This window comes from Psychrobacillus sp. FSL H8-0483 (genome assembly GCF_038637725.1).
In the GTDB taxonomy this organism is placed as follows: domain Bacteria; phylum Bacillota; class Bacilli; order Bacillales_A; family Planococcaceae; genus Psychrobacillus.
In genome coordinates this window covers 340,020-357,232 of the sequence record NZ_CP152052.1, presented here as the reverse complement: position 1 = coordinate 357,232, position 17,213 = coordinate 340,020, and the positions used below count along the sequence as shown (strand labels likewise).

Below are 17,213 nucleotides of genomic sequence, written 5' to 3'. Positions count from 1 at the left end.
ATGCTCTGTTAGATTATTACAGAATACAAACATCATTAATCTTAAAATTTTCATTATTCATATTTTGTATAGACTTAATGTATAACCCACTTTATAATAGCAAATATAATTCAAATATACGAACATTGAGGTGTGAAATATGACAGAATATACGGAAGTATTTCTAGGAACTGCTTTTTCTAGCAATTCACCAAGAGAGTTAAACATTTTAGAGAAGCATATTTTCTGTATCAATAAAGACGGGATGATTGAAAAAATCGTTTCACCAGAAGAAACCGAGTATCAACATTTACTAGATGTTTATTCAGGAAAAGAAAACTTTCATCGTTTAGCGGAAGGTCAATATTTCTTACCCGGTTTTGTTGATTTGCATGTCCATGCGCCACAATGGGCTCAATCTGGAACAGCATTAGATATTCCACTTTATGATTGGTTGAATACCTATACTTTCCCACTTGAATCTAGATTTTCGGATTTGTCATTTGCAGAAAATGTTTATCAAGATGTAGTCAACACCTTACTAGCAAACGGAACAACAACGGCACTATATTTTGCAACGGTTCATAAAGAAGCAAGTCTATTGCTAGCTGAAATATGTGCTAAAAAAGGACAACGCGGTTTAGTTGGGAAAGTTGTGATGGATAATCCTGAACAAAATCCTGACTATTATCGAGACGCTGATACACAAACTGCACTAGCAGATACGGAAGAATTTATTTTAGCTGTCAAAGAATTAGCAAAATCCACCAAACAAGGCGTGTATCCAGTAGTTACACCGCGTTTTATTCCGAGCTGTACCGATGATGCTTTAAAAGGTTTAGGGGAATTGGCTGCTAAGTATGATACGCATGTTCAATCCCACTGCAGTGAAAGTGATTGGGAACATGGCTATGTACAAGATCGATTCGAAAAGAACGACGCCTTTGCCTTACACGATTTTGGACTATTACGTGAAAAATCTGTGATGGCACATTGTAACTTTTTAAATGATGACGATGCAGATTTATTTGCTGAAACGGGAACTGCCGTTAGCCATTGTCCAATCTCCAATGCTTACTTTGCAAATAGCGTTATTCCAATTGCTCATTTGCATGAAAAAGGTGTAGAGATAGGCTTAGGATGCGATCTTTCTGGGGGCTTTTCACCTAGTCTTTTCGATAATGCTAGACAAGCAGTAATGTCTTCCAGAATGTTAGAAGATGGTGTGGATACGAACCTTCCAGCTGAACAACGCGGTGTACCAGCATCTCGCATCACGATCAATGAAGCTTTCTATTTTGCAACAGCTGGCGGAGGGGAAAGTTTAAGCTTACCAATCGGGCGTTTGGCAGAAAACTATGCATGGGATGTACAAATTATTGACACTAAATTAGCATCTGCAAAACTACCTATTTTTAATGCCGATGAAGATTTACACGATGTTTTCCAAAAAGTAATGTATTTAGTTCGTCCAGAAAATATTCGTGAAGTCTGGGTACAAGGTGAAAAAGTACATGAACGTAAGTGACAATTAAGAAAAGGCTCATCATCCAATACGGACGATGAGCCTTTTCTATAAACCTTCTTATTCTTGTAAATCTTCAATAGATGTAATGTCCATATAAGCAGGGACAACTAAACCGATTTTTACACCAGTCATACTAACACCAAGATCCTCAAATTTTCCATCAAATTTCTCTGAATATGTTGCGTGCGTTAATGGTAACCATGCTGCTAGAGATGCATCCGCGCTACCATCAGCAACCGCAGTCCACATAGGACCTGCTTCTACTTGTACTGTTGTAACCTTATACCCCATATCTTCTAATACAATTTTCATCACGTTTGTGCTGGCAATTTCACTATCCCACGCAACATATGCAAGCTTGATTTCATCCCCGTCTACTTTTTCAACGCCATTTGTCCATTCAGCAATTTTATCTGCATTTGCATCTACCCAGTTTTGCGCAGCAACTTCTGATTTTTCACCTTCTTGAATTGCCATCATGATTTCACCCATATCCTCTTCAGACCAGCTGAAATTCGATAGGATCTGGTGAGCCTCTGGTAAGTCTTCTTGAAGTCCTGTTCGACCAATCGTATGGATTTCTTCTTCCCCACCATATGAACCTTTTGGATCTTCAAGATATTTCAAATCGTATTGAGCGAATTTCCAGTGTGGTGTCCAACCTGTTATAATAATTGGTTTCTCCGCATCATACGCTTTTTTCAAAGCAGCGGTCATCGCAGCACCGGAACCTGAAACTAAGTCCCATTTATCTAATTCATAATCTGTCATGGCACGTTCAGTTGCTTCCATAATCCCTGCACCTGGATCAATTCCAGTAATTTTATACTTGACTGACTCGCCGACTGAACCTGAAGTTGAAGCCTCATCTGAACCACACGCTGCAAGTCCAAGTGATAGTAGAGCGATTGCCCCTAAACCTGTAATCTTTTTAGCTAAATTCATGATAATTTTCCTCCTATTTTTTTCTTTCTTGCTCCTGCTTGTTGTGTAATACGATCTAAAATGATAGCAACAATAACGATGGAAACGCCGGTTTCAACCCCTACACCGGTTTTCAACTGTGTTACAGATCGGTAAACTTCTTCCCCAAGCCCTGGTGCACCAACCATCGATGCAATGACAACCATGGATAGAGCAAGCATGATACTTTGATTGACACCGGCCATAATCGTTGGTTTCGCAAGTGGAATTTGTATTTTCATTAACCTTTGCCCAGTCGTAGAACCAAATGCTTCGGTCGCTTCTATTAAATCTTTTGGAACCTGTTCAATTCCTAACATCGTTAAACGAATTGTCGGAGGCATCGCAAAAATGACCGACGCTACTACTCCCGGAACGACTCCAATATTAAAGAAGAAGATTGCAGGTATTAAGTAAACAAATGCAGGCATTGTTTGCATTAAGTCTAGTAGCGGATTGACCACCTTACGAACACTCGCTTTTTGCGAGCCCCAAATACCAATTGGAATACCAATTACGACGGCCAAAAAGACCGAGGTCAATACGAGGGCTAACATTTGAAGCATTGGATACCAATAGCCTAAGTAATCAATGAATAAAAGTCCGCCTAAAGTAAAGAAGGCAATTTTTCGCGTGGAAATAAAATAAGCGATTAATGCGAAGATGATCGCAAGTAAAATGGATGGGACCATATCTAGAACGGTTACCGCTCCTTCAACAACCCCTCCTAATACTTCTGCAATTCCGTCCAATACGGAACCAAATGTAGAAACGAGCCAATCGACACCACTATCTATCCAATCTGCAAACGGGAGTCTAGGTAATAATTCATTCATCTTATATCACCTCCGTATTCAATTGGTCAGCTGGTGCGATTATTCCATCATTATTGATAAACTGGTTGTCACCTGATAAAGCACCAATCAGTGCACCACGAATAATAATTCCTAGTAACTTTTGATCTTCACTAATAACTGCTACCGGAATGGACGCAGTGGATACAACATCAAAAAGATCCGTTAACACAGTATCAGGCGTAATCATTGGAAGATCAGAAATTAATACTTCTTCTAGTGACTTATCTGTTTCTAAAGCTGCTACCGCATCCTGTGCAGTTACCGCCCCCATTAAACGATTACTTTTATCTACAACATAAATAGAAGATATTCTGAGTTGTTTCATTAATCGAAGGGCAACGCGAGGTCCTCTGTCCACTTGTACCGTATCTGCTTGTTTCATAATATGTCCCGCCGTTAATACTTTCGCTAAGTCAACGTCCTCGACGAAGCGTTCTACGTACTCATTCGAAGGACTCATCAATATCTCTTCTGGCGTGCCAATTTGAACGATTTCTCCGTCTTTCATCAATGCGATGCGATCTCCAATTCGAAGTGCTTCATCTAAATCATGGGTGATAAAAATAAAAGTTTTCCCCATGTCACTATGAAGCTGTAGGAGTTCATTTTGCATATCTTTCCGAATAAGGGGATCTAGTGCACTGAAAGCCTCATCCATTAATAGTATATCTGGATCATTGGCTAGTGCTCTTGCAAGTCCCACGCGTTGTTGCATTCCGCCGCTCAGTTGGTTCGGATATTGATCTTCATATCCTGCAAGACCAACAAGCTTTAATGATTCGACCGCTTTTATTCGGCGCTGATCTTTTGGTACTCCTTGGATTTCCAAACCATATTCGGTATTTTCAACAATTGTCTTATGCGGAAAGAGAGCAAAATTTTGAAAAACCATGCCTATTTTTTTCCGTCTCACTTCTCGTAACTGCTCTTTATTCATTTGTACTATGTCTTCACCATCTAGCAAGATCTGCCCTACCGTCGGATCGATTAAACGATTTAACATCCTAACTAAAGTGGATTTACCGCTTCCTGACAGACCCATGATGACAAAAATTTCACCATCATTCACATCAAAAGTTACATTTTTAACACCTACAGTTGCACCAGTTGCTTTTAAAATGTCACTTTTCGACTTTCCTTCTTTTAGAAGCTGTACTGCTCGCTTCACGTTCTTTCCGAAAATTTTCGTAGTATCTTTTACTACGATTTTTTTCTTCATGCTTTGTTCACTCATATATACACTCCTAACTGTTCAAACTAAATGAACGCTTAATCATTATAAATGTAATATCTATGCAATACAACCGTAATAACTTTTCTTATAGTTTGTACAGTGAAAACTGTACAAATATTTGAGAAAAAAATTGCTTTTTAACGAAGGATATAATACATTTAATTTAGTCAGCTGGATTATCTGATAGAAGCTGACTTCAGTGGAGGGAAGACGTAAATGGAAGGTTACGAAAAACTCGAAAAAGCCCGGGAACGTGTTATCGAGACAATTGCACAAAATATACATCTTTACGGTTTGGTACCTTCTGCAGGTAGACAGTACGGAATGATGTTCTTTCAAAATGAACCATTAACATTGGATGACATGACGGAAAAGCTTGGGATGAGTAAAACAAGCATGAGTACTTCCGTTAGAGCTTTGTCTGATTTAAAATTAGTCGAACGCGCCTGGAAAAAAGGAGTTCGAAAAGATTTATATAAAGTAACAGACGACTGGTATCAAAGTTTTATAGATTTGTTTTCAATAAAATGGAGGAGATCCGTCACACTTCATTTAGTTGCGATAAAAAAGTCATTAGCTGAGATCGAAGAATTATCAAAAGATCCAACAGTTAGTGAGGAATTACAACAAGAAATTCAAATTGATATTGATAAACTGAAATATATAAAAAACTATTACGAGTGGCTCGAACGTTTGGTGGATGTATTTGAAGATCAAAAGATTTTTGAACTCGTCCCAATCATGACCGATACAGAAGACTGACCAATGGAAAAAGGTACTGCTTAAAGGATAATTCCTAAGCAGTACCATTTTTTCATTCTATGTAGAAATAAATACACGATCTTTAGTTTAGGTTTTCCACCACTAATGATTTCTATCACGGGTCTAGCAACTGTTTTTGCAGCATACATCGTATTATTCGGTGACGTACTGCAAAGCTTTAGTTGAAGACGTGCAGCTGCACATCCAGATGAAAAAGTGTTGTATAGCCTAAGCCGTGCACACTTAATTTTCGGTATGCGTACATTCCCTTGAGGTACAAATACCGTTTATTATTACCAGTTCTAAGTTTAATTTTAGGTGTAGATTTAGCTTTAACAATTCAAATTTAATGCTATGTAAGTGTTAAAGTCGGTATACTGGAATCAGGAAGTCAACGTGATTTAGGAATCGCCGGTATTATCGGTGCGGTACTTTGTATTAAAGGTGCTACTTGGGCACTCGCAGTAGGTCTTTTACTATGCTTCTTAATATATGGTAAAGACTTCTTCAAAGGTGAAGTAGACAATACATTTCTAAAAGACAGAAAAGTAGATTCAGAGGAAGAATAAATACGAGAGGATGATTAGATGGAAAAGCAATTTTATGTAGGTGGTGAATGGAAGTCTGCGAAAGATTTTGCAGAACTCCAATCCCCTCATACGAAAGAAGTCATTGCAAAAATCCCACAAGCGACTCGTGAAGAAGTGGAACAAGCAATCGACGTTGCATTTGATGCTAGAAAACAAATGGCTGAACTGACTGCATACGAGCGTGCAGCAATTTTAGAACATATTACACAATTATTTATCGATAACCGCAAAAAAGCAGCTGAAATTATCTCATTAGAAGCAGCAAAGCCAATTAAGTATGCACTAGGGGAAATTGATCGCACAATCGAAACATATAAATTTGCAGCAGAAGAAGCAAAACGATTAACCGGTGAATTGATCCCGATGGACGCTGCAAAAAATGGAGCGAATCGGTTCGGTTACACGATTGAACAGCCAATTGGTGTGATCGGTGCCATCACTCCGTTCAACTTCCCACAAAATTTAGTTGCGCATAAAGTAGGACCTGCGATAGCAGCTGGTAACACAATCGTACTTAAGCCAGCATCACAAACACCGCTTTCTGCACTATTTTTAGCAGAACTTATCGATCAAACTGCTTTACCTAAAGGTGCATTCAACGTAGTTACTGGAAGTGGTAAAACGGTTGGAGATGCACTAGTAGAGAGCGACAAAGTGAAAATGATTACATTTACAGGTAGCCCTGCTGTCGGAAAAGGTATACGCGATAAAGCTGGTCTGAAAAAAGTTGCTCTTGAACTAGGATCCAACGCTGGCCTAATCATCGACAAAAATGTCGATTTATCACAAATCGTACCAAAATGCGTTATGGGTGCATTTTCAAATCAAGGCCAAGTGTGCATTTCATTACAACGTACGTATGTAATAGATGAATTGTTTGAGGAATTTGTCAATCAATTTTCAGCAATGACAAAGCAACTTGTGATTGGGAGTCCATCAGATGAAACGACAGACATATCCGCAATGATTAATCCTAGTGAACAAGAACGAGCGTTAAGTTGGGTACATGAAGCAGTTGAGCATGGCGCAGAAATTATTGCGGGAGGTACAACAGAAAATGGTGTTTTCATGCCTACCATTTTAACGAATGTGTCTTCCACTTCAAAAGTTTCTTGTCAGGAAGTCTTTGCTCCAATCGTTGTAGTGAACCGCATTTCTTCTATTGAAGAGGGCATTGCTGCAATCAACGATTCAAACTATGGTTTACAAGCAGGGATATTCACAAATGATATCCAAACAGCTTTCCATGCTTCTAAACACTTAGAAGTTGGAGGTGTCATGATCAACGATATTCCAACATACCGGATCGACCAAATGCCATACGGTGGTGTGAAAGAAAGCGGTACTGGTAAAGAGGGATTAAAATATGCTATTCATGAAATGACAGAAACGAAACTTGTCGTTTGGAATAACCAATAAGGAGTCTCAGTAATGTCTGAAAAAATTACATTTCAGCATTTGACGGCGTAATCATAGAAAAATAAAAAGTAGTAAAAGGCCTTCAGCTCACGCTATTCCCGCTGGAGTCGCCGTCTTTCACTACTATCAATTGCCTACAAAAAATAGTAATTTAATAAAAAGTATACAAAAAACAGGTGTAGAAAAAGACTCGTTTTTCTACATCTGCTTCAATTTATGGGCTATTGGACTGCCCCTTCTTTTAGATTGTTGTTAATCCTGAAATAAAATTAATTTCGAGACTGACGACTTTCAAAATCTGCTTCAATGTCTTTCTTCCACGTTCGGTCTATTTTTTTGCCTTTTCGAAATGAAGTAACTGCCTCATTAAGTGTTTGGTAATTTAGCTCGGTTCCTTTGTTATCTGCGTGATACTCTACGGCAAATTCCTCATCGATTCCGAATTTTGCTGCCGTAGAGATGGCGTCGATATTAGCACCAAGGAATATAAACTCCCAGCCGAATGTTTCTTTTTGGTAGGCAATCATCGATTGAATTTTAGCGTAGTTATATTCACAACTCGCATTTTCCATACCATCTGTCGTGATGACAAATAACACTTTCCCAGCACGTTCTTCTTCCTTCGTTCTTTTTTGCGCATTGCTGATTTTCTGAATCGTCGAACCAATGGCGTCCAACAATGCTGTCGTCCCTCCAACCTCGTAGTCCTTATCCGTTATCGGCGCAATGCCTCTCACATTGATACGGTCATGTAACAATTCATATTTATGATTAAATAATACGGTTGTTACAGTAGCTTCTCCTTCTTCTTTTTTCTGCTTGGAAAGCATTGCATTGTATCCACCAATCGTGTCTGTCTCCAGTCCAGCCATGGAGCCACTTTTATCTAAGATAAAGACTAATTCTGTTGCATTCGTTTTCATATTCGTTATCCTCCTTTAGTTGGTTGCCTATCTTCTTTACAAATTAAGGATAACAATTTACTCCAATGAATAGGTCGCTTCGAAAGCGACAATTACGCCCCTAGTAAAACTTGATCAAAAGCAAACAATGCCTCATTAATTTCATGAATGTTAAAATTTTCATCTTCAATAAAGTATTCAATAATGAGATCGAATTTATTGCTATGTGACAATGTATAACCCGCTTTGGATAGCAAATCTATAGTCTGGTCCAGATTTAATTCCAGGGCAATCGCAAAGGCGATGACCGTTTTTTTGAGAGGTGTATAATCAACCGAACTGCGGATTTTCGAAAAGAGGCGACGGTCAATATTCGCTTTTTTATATGTTTCAACATCTGTCATTCCTTTTTCATCAATTAAACGCAGCAGCCTCTCAGAAAAGGATTCATCCAAGTGATTCAATACTTCCTCTAACCTTCTTTTTTTCCTCTTTAACGGAGCTTCCTCCATAATTATCTGGGACTCGAGAACTTCGTGTAGTTCCTGTCGATTACGAAGGAAGCGTACGTCGTGTTCTTCTACATAGTGTTCATCTATATATTCATGAATGGATGTAAACAATTTCTCACTTAGCCCGAATGCCTGCTTGTCATAAACGACCAAATATACAATCATTTCATGTTTCAACAAAAAAGCACTGATTGTAGAAATGGCAATTTTTAATGCCTGCTCCTTTGGATAACCATATATACCAGATGCAATAAGCGGAAAGGCAATGGACTGACAATCATGAGAAGCAGCGAGTGCTAATGAATTTTCATAGCAGGCTGTAAGAAGCACTTCTTCGTTATGCGTACCCCCTCTCCAAACTGGTCCCACTGTATGAATAATATGTTTAGCTTGTAATTGAAAGCCGTCCGTAATCACAGCCTGACCAACAGGACATTCCCCAATTTCGTTACACGCTGCTTGCAACTGCTCGGCACCAGCTGCGCTAAAAATAGCACCACATACTCCTCCTCCCATTTGGAGTGCTGTATTCGCCGCATTTATTACGACATCCACTTTCATTTTTGTAATATCATTTCTTACGATTTCTAATGGCATAACCACTAGTCTCCTTTCCCATCCATATTTACGTTTTCTATTTCTTCTAACTATATCCACTAAAGAGCATACTTCTAACTTTCAAATACCCTTTTCGAACGTTTAAATGTTTTTATATCCATATTAATAGAGAAAAAAATTGATTAAGACAAACCACGTTAATGAATACGCTTCAAATGTCACTTACATTCTAATAGAAGATTATATATGTAACAAATAATAAAAAGACCGTTTGATGTTTTTACATCAAACGGCCAAATATTAAAGACTTTAGTTGTTTTCAGCTCTATAATTTATTTTTTAACAACTTGTCATGTAATTTTGAAAAAATGAGTAACGCGAGGATGGTACCTACTAAAGCTAAAGACATATCCCATTGCGCATCCCATTTATCTCCTTGCATTCCTAAAAAGTCTTTAGATACTTCTCCACCTTTTGATATTTTTGTACTCAACCATTCGATAATTTCATATAAAGCGGCAACTGCAAGCACTATACTAGTCGTGATACCAAACAACCAAGCTCCTTTGGTTAGTTGCGTATGTCGTAACAACAATTCTCTTACCACAATCGCTGATAAACCTTTTAGCAAATGACCAAAACGATCATAGTTATTTCGTTTTAAATCAAATGCATCTTTCATCCAATTAAATAGAGGTACTTCTGAGTAAGTGTAATGACCGCCGATGAACGTTAGAATGGACAAAAGAGCGATGATGAAATAGGAAAGAGTAGTAAAACGAAACTTGTTATAAGTTGCAATGACAATGATTAATACGACTACCGCCGGACTAACTTCTGCTAGCCAATCCAAATAGGTTGCGGGCTTAATCACAGACCATATAAAAACGATGATAACAACCAATAACAGTGCAAAATGTAGCTTTTTTGAACCTTTATCTAAACCCACCTTGTTCACCCCTGCTCCAAACTGTATATAATTCCACTCGATACATGTAGCTTTCCCCAAAAACTTTCAATATATAAATCAACTTGAGTGAGTGAATTAAGTTTTCGAAAAAAAGAAAAAGAAAACCTGGAGCACATGACCTGGCTCCAGTTATTTTTGATTGGAAGATATATATATTCTACTAAATCCCAGTCTTGAAGGTTATGATGGTACTCCAAAGTATGAAGTTCGCCTACTGTTACTTTTTCTGAAACGGCTTCGAAGTCCATTAGAAGCACAAATAATAACTGTTTAAAAAGAAAGAGCCATTTCAAAATCTCATTTTGGAGAATTTTGAAACAGCTCTTTTATTCATTTTCGACTTCGTGGCCAATAAGGATGCTGATTACTAAAGATTCATAAAAATTTACGCTAAAAAAATCCAACTTAAACGAGTGAACCGCCTGTTTTACTATATTTTATAATTGCATCCGCACTCTGATAAGCTAGTGCAGCTACTGTTCCGGTAGGATTATAGCCACCATTATGAGGAAAATTCCCTGCACCGATTACAAATAAATTCTCTGCATCCCAATGCTGCAAATACTTATTCACGACACTGTTATCAGGACTGCTTCCCATAATAGTTCCACCAGTATTATGAGTCGTTTGGTAACCCACAATATCGTAATCCGTTATAACATTTTTACCTTCTACAGTTTTCGCACCCATCTCTTTCATTATGTTTGTGCATACTTCCGTTATATACTTATGCAAAGCTCTATCTTGATCCGTAAAGTTATAAGTCATTTGTAGAAGCGGTAGACCATATGCATCCTTGTAATTACTATCCAAAGAAAGAAAATTCTCTTTATGTGGCATGGATGCACCTTGGGTTCCAATTCCTAATGTACGAGTAAAATTGTATATCGAATTCTTTTTGAATTCTGCTCCCCATGTTGGCGTATCACGTTGAATTGGATTCGTTTCAATAGGTCTTGATCCCGTTTGCGTAAGAGAAATACTACCACCATGAATAAAATCTAAATCACTATGATCAAAGTTGTCCCCATTATAATCATCAATCGTCATGCCAAGTGCTCCTGCACCCATGAACGTGTTCATCTGTTCTTCAAAATAACCTGTTGCCCCAGGGAGTATTTGGTAACAATAATTTTTCCCTAATGTCCCTCTACCTGTATCAGGATTATATTGTTCCCCAATGTTAGAAACCATAAGAAGTTTTGCGTTATTCATAACGTAGCTAGTCAAAACTACTACTTCTGCTGGTTGTATAAATTCCTCTCCAGAAAGAGTATCCAAATATTTTACACCTGTTACTTTATTTCCTTTTTTTATTACTTCCACTACATTGGAACGAAACCTTGCTTCAAAGTTCCCTGTCTTCATAGCAGTTGGGACGACGGTTATTTCAGGTGAAGTCTTTGCACCATATTCACAACCGAATCGCTCACAAAAACCACAATATTGACAAGCATTTATCGCTTGCCCATCTGGATTTGTATAGGGTTCTGAAAGATTTGCGGAAGGTAACATAAATGGCGTATATCCTAATTTTTGGGTTGCACTTTCAAATTTCTTTAATATCGGTGTCTTTTTCATCGGTGGAGTAGGGAATGGTTGCGCTCTTTTTCCCCAAAACGGATTCGTATCTTCTCCAGAAATTCCAGCAGTCTGTTCGAACTTATAAAAGTATGGTTCTAATTCGTCGTAAGTAACTCCCCAATCTTGCAACAAATAGTCCTTTGACAATTTATTAGGACCATATTTTTCATCTGTCATCGTCTTTATTTGAAAGTCATAAGGTAAAAATCTCCAGTTATGACCATTCCAGTGGGTTCCAGATCCCCCTAATCCCAAACCTAGTAAAAAGGAGCTCATCTGACGCATTGGTAATGCAGGCATTTTTCGATGATTTCGTATCGTAATCGTCTCTTTCGATAAGTTTTGCATTAATTCATATCGAACTGCATAACGATATTCATCATGTACTTTTTGATAGTCCTCTGTCCCTCGCGTTTCCCCTCTCTCTAAACCAATAACTTTCAATCCTGCTTTTGCACATTCTGCTGCAACAATGCCGCCTACCCAACCTATCCCTACTGTAACAACATCTACTTTTGGTAATGTAGTAGCCATAAATAATACCCCTCTCTCTTCTTACATTTGTCCAAGCGACATTGGCTCAATTTTTTGGAATTTATCACTTTCAATTACATTAGCATAAGCCATTTGATGACCAGGGAATCCCTTCATTCTCCATCCACCCATATTTCTATTTCCACCATACATTGGGTCAGAAAATGCACCTTCTAATGTCGCAGTTCGTAGCAAACGAAAGAAAAATGAAGAGGTAGTCCCTACCATTGCTACTTCATCATTTTGAAAAGCAGTTAATATCTCATCCATTTGCTTTCCTTCCAGTTCAAGGAATCCTTTTTTAAATCTATTATTAGCTTCTTCTTCCAATTTCGCTATCCCTTGCTTAAAGAGTTCCGCTCGGGTCAAGCGACTCTGATATCCTTGCGTCGGAGCACCTACGGCAAACGGGCCTTGCATATATTCTTTCGTATTACTTCCGTATTGCCCCGCTAATTGGTGATCAATAAAATAACCAACCCCTAAATCAATTGCACCTGGTCCTAAATCATCTTTCGGAAAAATCCGTTCCGTAGCATTTGAAAGGATGTCAAAATCTTTCTTATTTCGGAAGAACTGAAACCCTTGACTCACTTGCATCGCATGCTTTTCTGGAGTCGCTACATTAGACAAACCTTGATCTGTCTTATTTGCATTAAACCCAACTAATCCACCAATTACTCCCCCACCAATTAAAGCACCGGTAGCAATCCCTGTCGTTTTTAAAAAGTCTCTTCGTGTATAGTTTTTCTGTTTTTCCGTCATTTACATCATCTCCTAAAAAATAATGATATTCATGTATCCATTTTCATACTGCCAAGTTCTAAAAAAAGGATATACATATTTAATCAATTTTAGTCATTCAACCTATATATTTTAGAGAGATTGAAGTTTCTTTATAATATTTGAAGATAATTCACTTAAAACGTGCATGCTATAAACCAAATTCCAATACAAATTCATAAACAAAATAAAAGCCAACTATCATATACAATAGTTGGCTTCTCATATTATTTTTTCTTTTTAGTTTCTGCGTTTTTGTCATCTAGTTTAAAATCTTCTGCCACTTCGTCCATAATTTCTTTTGTTGAGTTTTTAAATTCTGCTAATGTTTGTCCAACCGCTTTTCCTAACTGAGGTAGTTTAGATGGGCCGAAGACGATTAAAGCAATTATAAGAATAATTATTAAACCTGGTACACCGATGTTTGGCATAGTTTCCTCCTTTAAACTGTTTTCATAATGATTCAATGACAAATAGGCAGTAGTTACATTTATTACAATAAAATCTAAGTTGTATTGTATTAGTTACACATTATTACCCTTCGTTACGAGTTCTAAACAAGTGATATTGATACTAGTGTTGTATTAACTCCACATGAAAAATTTTGTGCTTAATCACAGGTGCAAACAACAAATTTATTTCATATAAAATAATCCACCATTTATCACTTCAATTTTAATTCTTGCCTCGTATTGTTCTTCCAATGCTTTTTTCTCCATCTCGTAGCATTCTGGCTTGTTTTCTACGCCTTCATAAAAGTATTCTAATACTTCCAGGTCCTTTTGCCATCTTCTTTTTGCTTCTTCTGCCCATGTATGATCATCTTGTTGTACGATGCTTTCAATTGCTGTATCTAATCGCTCTAGGGCACGAATGGGCTTTATTATATATGGTAAATGAAATACATATTCTGACCTGATAGATACCAAATCCACTCTGCTTAACAGTTCCTGAAAATCATCTGTTAAATCACCTGTCATTAAGTTAATCCCTAGAGAATAGAGCATTTCTTTCGTTTGATCGCTGTAGTACGATATTTTATAATTCACACCTAGCCAAGGAGTTAAAATGGGTCTCGATTCAAACTTATCTGATACCCTTTCATACATTTGCACAAATGCGCCAAGTTCTTTCGTTGCTTGAAACAGTTGATTAAGTCGAGGAGAACCAAAATGGATTACTTCCCCTTTAGTGGCTCCATCTAGCTTATTTTGATCAGTGATGAAAGTTAACTGTGCTGGATCTGGAACACCATCTGTGCTTTCTAAATACTTCCAATAAAATGGACGGTTCATAATTTTTTTATCCATATCAACTGTTAGTTGGACGGTAATGTAGTGGTCCGTGTTAGTCAAAATAGGACAATTGTTTTCATTAAAAAATTTAAGTAAATAACCATGAACTTGGTTTGGGAACATGTACATCCTCCTTTGAATGCCCCTATTGCTTCTGATCAGATAGTTTTCTTATAAGTTGATAAGATATCGTCTAAATCACCCACTACTTTTTCGAATACATCGATTTTTACGTAAAGCAAGTCCAAAATATTCTTTTCAATGGTGTTATCGATAGCCAAATTGTAAATATGAACATCATGTTCTTGCCCTAACCGGTGAACACGTCCAATTCGTTGTTCTAACTTCATTGGATTCCATGGTAAATCATAGTTGATGACATGGTGACAAAATTGGAGGTTAATTCCTTCCCCTCCCGATTCTGTTGCAATTAACACCTGGGCCTGTTCTTTAAATAAACGCTTCATCCAATCTCGTTTATTTTTGTTAAATTTCCCGTTAAAGAGAACGCTGGTGATTCCTTTAGAATTTAAATACCATTGCAAATAGGTTTGACTGGCTCGATATTCTGTAAAGATAATAACCTTATCATTTGCTTGAGAAATAATTTCATAAGCCTTTTCTGCTTTTGAATTTGTTTCTAGCGCCATCAATTTCTGTATAATTTCATTAACGTGATCCATCTCATCTGGATTCTCACATTTTTCGCGCATCTTCTCTAAAGTCAAGGCAGTTGCTTCCTTACTGCTGCACATTTCCTTTTGTAGTGTAATCATAGAGAAGGCTCCCGAAAAAACAGGCGAAATATTTTTAAGATCTAAAATCAAATCGTACACTTCTTTTTCCGCTTCCGAAAATTGGATTGGGATTATTTGAACACGACGATTTGTCCACTCAATTCCAGTATCCTGTCTTCTATTTCTGACCATCACCTGATTAACTAATTCCCTTAAATATTCATCGTGTTCTAAACTGTGTTTACTGGCAGAAAACGAGGATTGAAACGTCTCGTAATTACCTAAGTGCCCCGGTTTTAATAAAGAGATAAGATAAAATAGCTCAAACACATCATTTTGAACCGGAGTAGCAGTTAACAACAGACAAAACTTTTTCTTTAAACTTTGAACAAACTCATAAATTTTGGTTTTATGGTTTTTTAGTTTATGTGCCTCATCAATGATGATCATGTCATAATCTTGCGCATATATTAGTTCTTTATGTGGGCTTTTTTTTGCCGTATCCATACTCATTACTACTACATCGTAATGGTCTAATTGGTAGTTTTTTTTATAAGGAATTGCGGGAATATAAAATTTGTAGTTCAATTCTTCGACCCACTGATTGATAAGAGAAGCCGGAGCCAAAATTAACGCTTTTTTTACAAGCCCTCGAATGAGGTATTCTTTTAATATCAACCCTGCTTCAATAGTTTTACCAAGACCCACCTCGTCTGCAAGAATTGCTTTTCCATTCATCCTTTCGATGACCGTCTCAGCCACTTCCAATTGATGACTAAGGGGAGTAAGGTTTGGTAAGTATTTAGGAGACTGAAGACCAGAAAATTCGGTAATCAGGTTATCATTCACTATTTCGTAACTCATCTTATAAAGCGTCCAATTATCCCATGGTTCGATATTTTCTAATCTATTCACGAGACCTTCTTTCCACTCAGTTGACCTTTCAATTATCATGAAAATCACCTCATGCATCTTTTTCTATCTTAGGTTGCCCAAAAAAGAAGGAGCTATGATTATGTAATGAAAATATTACTGATTACTTGCCTAGCTCTAAAGACGGGTTATTTAGTATGTTTTTATAACTCATACTAGTTTAGGATACAATAATAAAAATGAGCCTAATTCAATTAAGAATTAAACTCATTTTTAAGTGCATTTAAACGACAATAATCCACTCGCTTTCCGCAGGTTTTTCGCGGATTTTTGTACAAAATATATTCTTCTAAGAAACAAGTGCTTAATTGAATAGATCCTACTTTTAAAAACGCTCAGAAATTATATATCTAAACTAATGCACTGTGTTTAGTTTCTCTTTGCTTTGATTCAACTTCTCCTGAAGTGAACTAATAGGCTCCAATTCCCCTCTACTCTCGAGAGCCATGATGACCGAGCGCTCTGCACGTTCGATCATATTGTGTGCATTTTGAATAGACTGCTCTGTGGGATTCGTTAGAGCTTGCCCTACAGCCATCGTGACATTATCCACAGAATTGTGCAATTGAGAAATGACATTATCTTCTTTCCAACTCATTTGTGTGTGGTCTACCACTGCAAAGTCCTCCTTAGATTCTAGAAATCAATACGACCTTACTATGGTAAAAGCACACCATTTTTATTCATTGGAAAGGTGCAGTTAGAAATATAATCCTTCAATAGTTTTAATGATCTTGGGAACAATATTTCATGAAAGATTCTAATCATTTGAAGGAGGAAAAATAATGTCTATTCACGCACCAGGACCAAATGATTCGGCGGATAATAAAGAAAGACTAAAGAAAACCATCCGGAATATGGAAGCAGCAGAAGCAGCAATGGAATTCGCAGAAGGGGAAGAACTTGCTGCAATACAAGAGAAAAACGAACGACGTAAAAAGAGCATTGAAAATTTGCAAGAAGAAATAAGTGCAGAATCTAAATCTCGGATAAATGGATATATTAGGTAATAAAAAAAGATTTAATGCAAATTAATAAAGTGGGGCTGTCCCTATAGTCATATAATGACTTAG

At 37.3% G+C, this 17,213-nt stretch carries 16 protein-coding genes; 4 read left to right on the top strand and 12 right to left on the bottom strand.

The annotated features are described in order from the left end of the window. Nucleotides 1-139 precede the first annotated feature (139 nt). The gene (guaD, locus tag MHB48_RS01800) at nucleotides 140-1,507 is read left to right on the top strand and encodes a guanine deaminase (protein WP_342599877.1); all 1,368 of its coding nucleotides are present in this window, start codon (nucleotides 140-142) and stop codon (nucleotides 1,505-1,507) included. A gap of 57 nt (nucleotides 1,508-1,564) precedes the next feature. Here the strand turns inward: guaD and MHB48_RS01795 are convergent, their stop codons facing one another. From MHB48_RS01795 to MHB48_RS01785, 3 genes are read right to left on the bottom strand one after another with little or no spacing between them, the layout of a single operon-like run. Continuing rightward, complete coding sequence (locus MHB48_RS01795) at nucleotides 1,565-2,452, bottom strand: glycine betaine ABC transporter substrate-binding protein (protein WP_342599876.1); 888 nt, start codon at nucleotides 2,450-2,452, stop codon at nucleotides 1,565-1,567. Next, nucleotides 2,449-3,306 (bottom strand): proline/glycine betaine ABC transporter permease, encoded by an 858-nt coding sequence (locus tag MHB48_RS01790; protein WP_342599875.1) that lies wholly within the window; start codon nucleotides 3,304-3,306, stop codon nucleotides 2,449-2,451. The genes MHB48_RS01795 and MHB48_RS01790 overlap by 4 nt, the downstream gene beginning before the upstream one ends. A 1-nt stretch (nucleotide 3,307) precedes the next feature. Then, complete coding sequence (locus tag MHB48_RS01785; protein ID WP_342599874.1) at nucleotides 3,308-4,561, bottom strand: glycine betaine/L-proline ABC transporter ATP-binding protein; 1,254 nt, start codon at nucleotides 4,559-4,561, stop codon at nucleotides 3,308-3,310. 216 nt (nucleotides 4,562-4,777) lie between these two features. Here MHB48_RS01785 and MHB48_RS01780 point away from each other — a divergent pair, with 216 nt between their 5' ends. Beyond that, nucleotides 4,778-5,323 (top strand): GbsR/MarR family transcriptional regulator, encoded by a 546-nt coding sequence (locus MHB48_RS01780; RefSeq protein WP_342599873.1) that lies wholly within the window; start codon nucleotides 4,778-4,780, stop codon nucleotides 5,321-5,323. A 587-nt stretch (nucleotides 5,324-5,910) separates the two neighbouring features. Further along, complete coding sequence (locus MHB48_RS01775; RefSeq protein WP_342599872.1) at nucleotides 5,911-7,332, top strand: aldehyde dehydrogenase family protein; 1,422 nt, start codon at nucleotides 5,911-5,913, stop codon at nucleotides 7,330-7,332. A 269-nt stretch (nucleotides 7,333-7,601) separates the two neighbouring features. Here the strand turns inward: MHB48_RS01775 and MHB48_RS01770 are convergent, their stop codons facing one another. The 9 genes from MHB48_RS01770 to MHB48_RS01730 all read right to left on the bottom strand — a co-directional run bounded on the left by MHB48_RS01770 (nucleotide 7,602) and on the right by MHB48_RS01730 (nucleotide 16,756). Beyond that, nucleotides 7,602-8,255, bottom strand: a complete 654-nt coding sequence (locus MHB48_RS01770; protein WP_342599871.1) for a hypothetical protein — start codon at nucleotides 8,253-8,255, stop codon at nucleotides 7,602-7,604. Nucleotides 8,256-8,347: 92 nt separating this feature from the next. Next, entirely contained in the window at nucleotides 8,348-9,343 is a 996-nt protein-coding gene (locus tag MHB48_RS01765) for a macro domain-containing protein (RefSeq protein ID WP_342599870.1), read from the bottom strand. Nucleotides 9,344-9,629: 286 nt separating this feature from the next. Further along, a complete protein-coding gene (locus MHB48_RS01760) occupies nucleotides 9,630-10,253 on the bottom strand; it encodes a DUF2238 domain-containing protein (protein WP_342599869.1) in 624 nt (207 codons plus the stop codon). Nucleotides 10,254-10,679: 426 nt separating this feature from the next. Continuing rightward, nucleotides 10,680-12,392: a GMC family oxidoreductase gene (locus MHB48_RS01755; protein ID WP_342599868.1), complete on the bottom strand. Its 1,713-nt coding sequence runs from the start codon at nucleotides 12,390-12,392 to the stop codon at nucleotides 10,680-10,682. A 21-nt stretch (nucleotides 12,393-12,413) separates the two neighbouring features. Further along, nucleotides 12,414-13,157 (bottom strand): gluconate 2-dehydrogenase subunit 3 family protein, encoded by a 744-nt coding sequence (locus MHB48_RS01750; RefSeq protein WP_342599867.1) that lies wholly within the window; start codon nucleotides 13,155-13,157, stop codon nucleotides 12,414-12,416. 245 nt (nucleotides 13,158-13,402) lie between these two features. Next, a complete protein-coding gene (gene tatA, locus MHB48_RS01745) occupies nucleotides 13,403-13,606 on the bottom strand; it encodes a twin-arginine translocase TatA/TatE family subunit (protein ID WP_342599866.1) in 204 nt (67 codons plus the stop codon). A 204-nt stretch (nucleotides 13,607-13,810) separates the two neighbouring features. Continuing rightward, nucleotides 13,811-14,593 carry a YqhG family protein gene (locus tag MHB48_RS01740; protein WP_342599865.1) on the bottom strand — a complete coding sequence of 261 codons (783 nt, stop codon included), beginning with the start codon at nucleotides 14,591-14,593 and terminating at the stop codon, nucleotides 13,811-13,813. Nucleotides 14,594-14,628: 35 nt separating this feature from the next. Next, nucleotides 14,629-16,161: an SNF2-related protein gene (locus tag MHB48_RS01735; protein WP_342599864.1), complete on the bottom strand. Its 1,533-nt coding sequence runs from the start codon at nucleotides 16,159-16,161 to the stop codon at nucleotides 14,629-14,631. Between the two features lie 334 nt (nucleotides 16,162-16,495). Beyond that, the gene (locus tag MHB48_RS01730; RefSeq protein ID WP_342599863.1) at nucleotides 16,496-16,756 is read right to left on the bottom strand and encodes a hypothetical protein; all 261 of its coding nucleotides are present in this window, start codon (nucleotides 16,754-16,756) and stop codon (nucleotides 16,496-16,498) included. Nucleotides 16,757-16,925: 169 nt separating this feature from the next. Between MHB48_RS01730 and MHB48_RS01725 the strand changes: the two genes are divergently transcribed. Next, nucleotides 16,926-17,150, top strand: coding sequence for a small, acid-soluble spore protein tlp (locus MHB48_RS01725; protein ID WP_342599862.1), 225 nt, complete (start codon nucleotides 16,926-16,928; stop codon nucleotides 17,148-17,150). Nucleotides 17,151-17,213: the final 63 nt, after the last annotated feature.

Bases quoted from the DNA above. Each gene is read 5' to 3' on its own strand.
- MHB48_RS01785 (WP_342599874.1), bottom strand. From the start codon at position 4,561: ATGAGTGAACAAAGCATGAAGAAAAAAATCGTAGTAAAAGATACTACG.
- MHB48_RS01795 (WP_342599876.1), bottom strand. From the start codon at position 2,452: ATGAATTTAGCTAAAAAGATTACAGGTTTAGGGGCAATCGCTCTACTA.
- MHB48_RS01725 (WP_342599862.1), top strand. From the start codon at position 16,926: ATGTCTATTCACGCACCAGGACCAAATGATTCGGCGGATAATAAAGAA.
- MHB48_RS01780 (WP_342599873.1), top strand. From the start codon at position 4,778: ATGGAAGGTTACGAAAAACTCGAAAAAGCCCGGGAACGTGTTATCGAG.
- MHB48_RS01750 (WP_342599867.1), bottom strand. From the start codon at position 13,157: ATGACGGAAAAACAGAAAAACTATACACGAAGAGACTTTTTAAAAACG.
- guaD (WP_342599877.1), top strand. From the start codon at position 140: ATGACAGAATATACGGAAGTATTTCTAGGAACTGCTTTTTCTAGCAAT.
- MHB48_RS01790 (WP_342599875.1), bottom strand. From the start codon at position 3,306: ATGAATGAATTATTACCTAGACTCCCGTTTGCAGATTGGATAGATAGT.
- MHB48_RS01735 (WP_342599864.1), bottom strand. From the start codon at position 16,161: ATGATAATTGAAAGGTCAACTGAGTGGAAAGAAGGTCTCGTGAATAGA.
- MHB48_RS01740 (WP_342599865.1), bottom strand. From the start codon at position 14,593: ATGTTCCCAAACCAAGTTCATGGTTATTTACTTAAATTTTTTAATGAA.
- MHB48_RS01765 (WP_342599870.1), bottom strand. From the start codon at position 9,343: ATGCCATTAGAAATCGTAAGAAATGATATTACAAAAATGAAAGTGGAT.
- MHB48_RS01770 (WP_342599871.1), bottom strand. From the start codon at position 8,255: ATGAAAACGAATGCAACAGAATTAGTCTTTATCTTAGATAAAAGTGGC.
- tatA (WP_342599866.1), bottom strand. From the start codon at position 13,606: ATGCCAAACATCGGTGTACCAGGTTTAATAATTATTCTTATAATTGCT.
- MHB48_RS01775 (WP_342599872.1), top strand. From the start codon at position 5,911: ATGGAAAAGCAATTTTATGTAGGTGGTGAATGGAAGTCTGCGAAAGAT.
- MHB48_RS01755 (WP_342599868.1), bottom strand. From the start codon at position 12,392: ATGGCTACTACATTACCAAAAGTAGATGTTGTTACAGTAGGGATAGGT.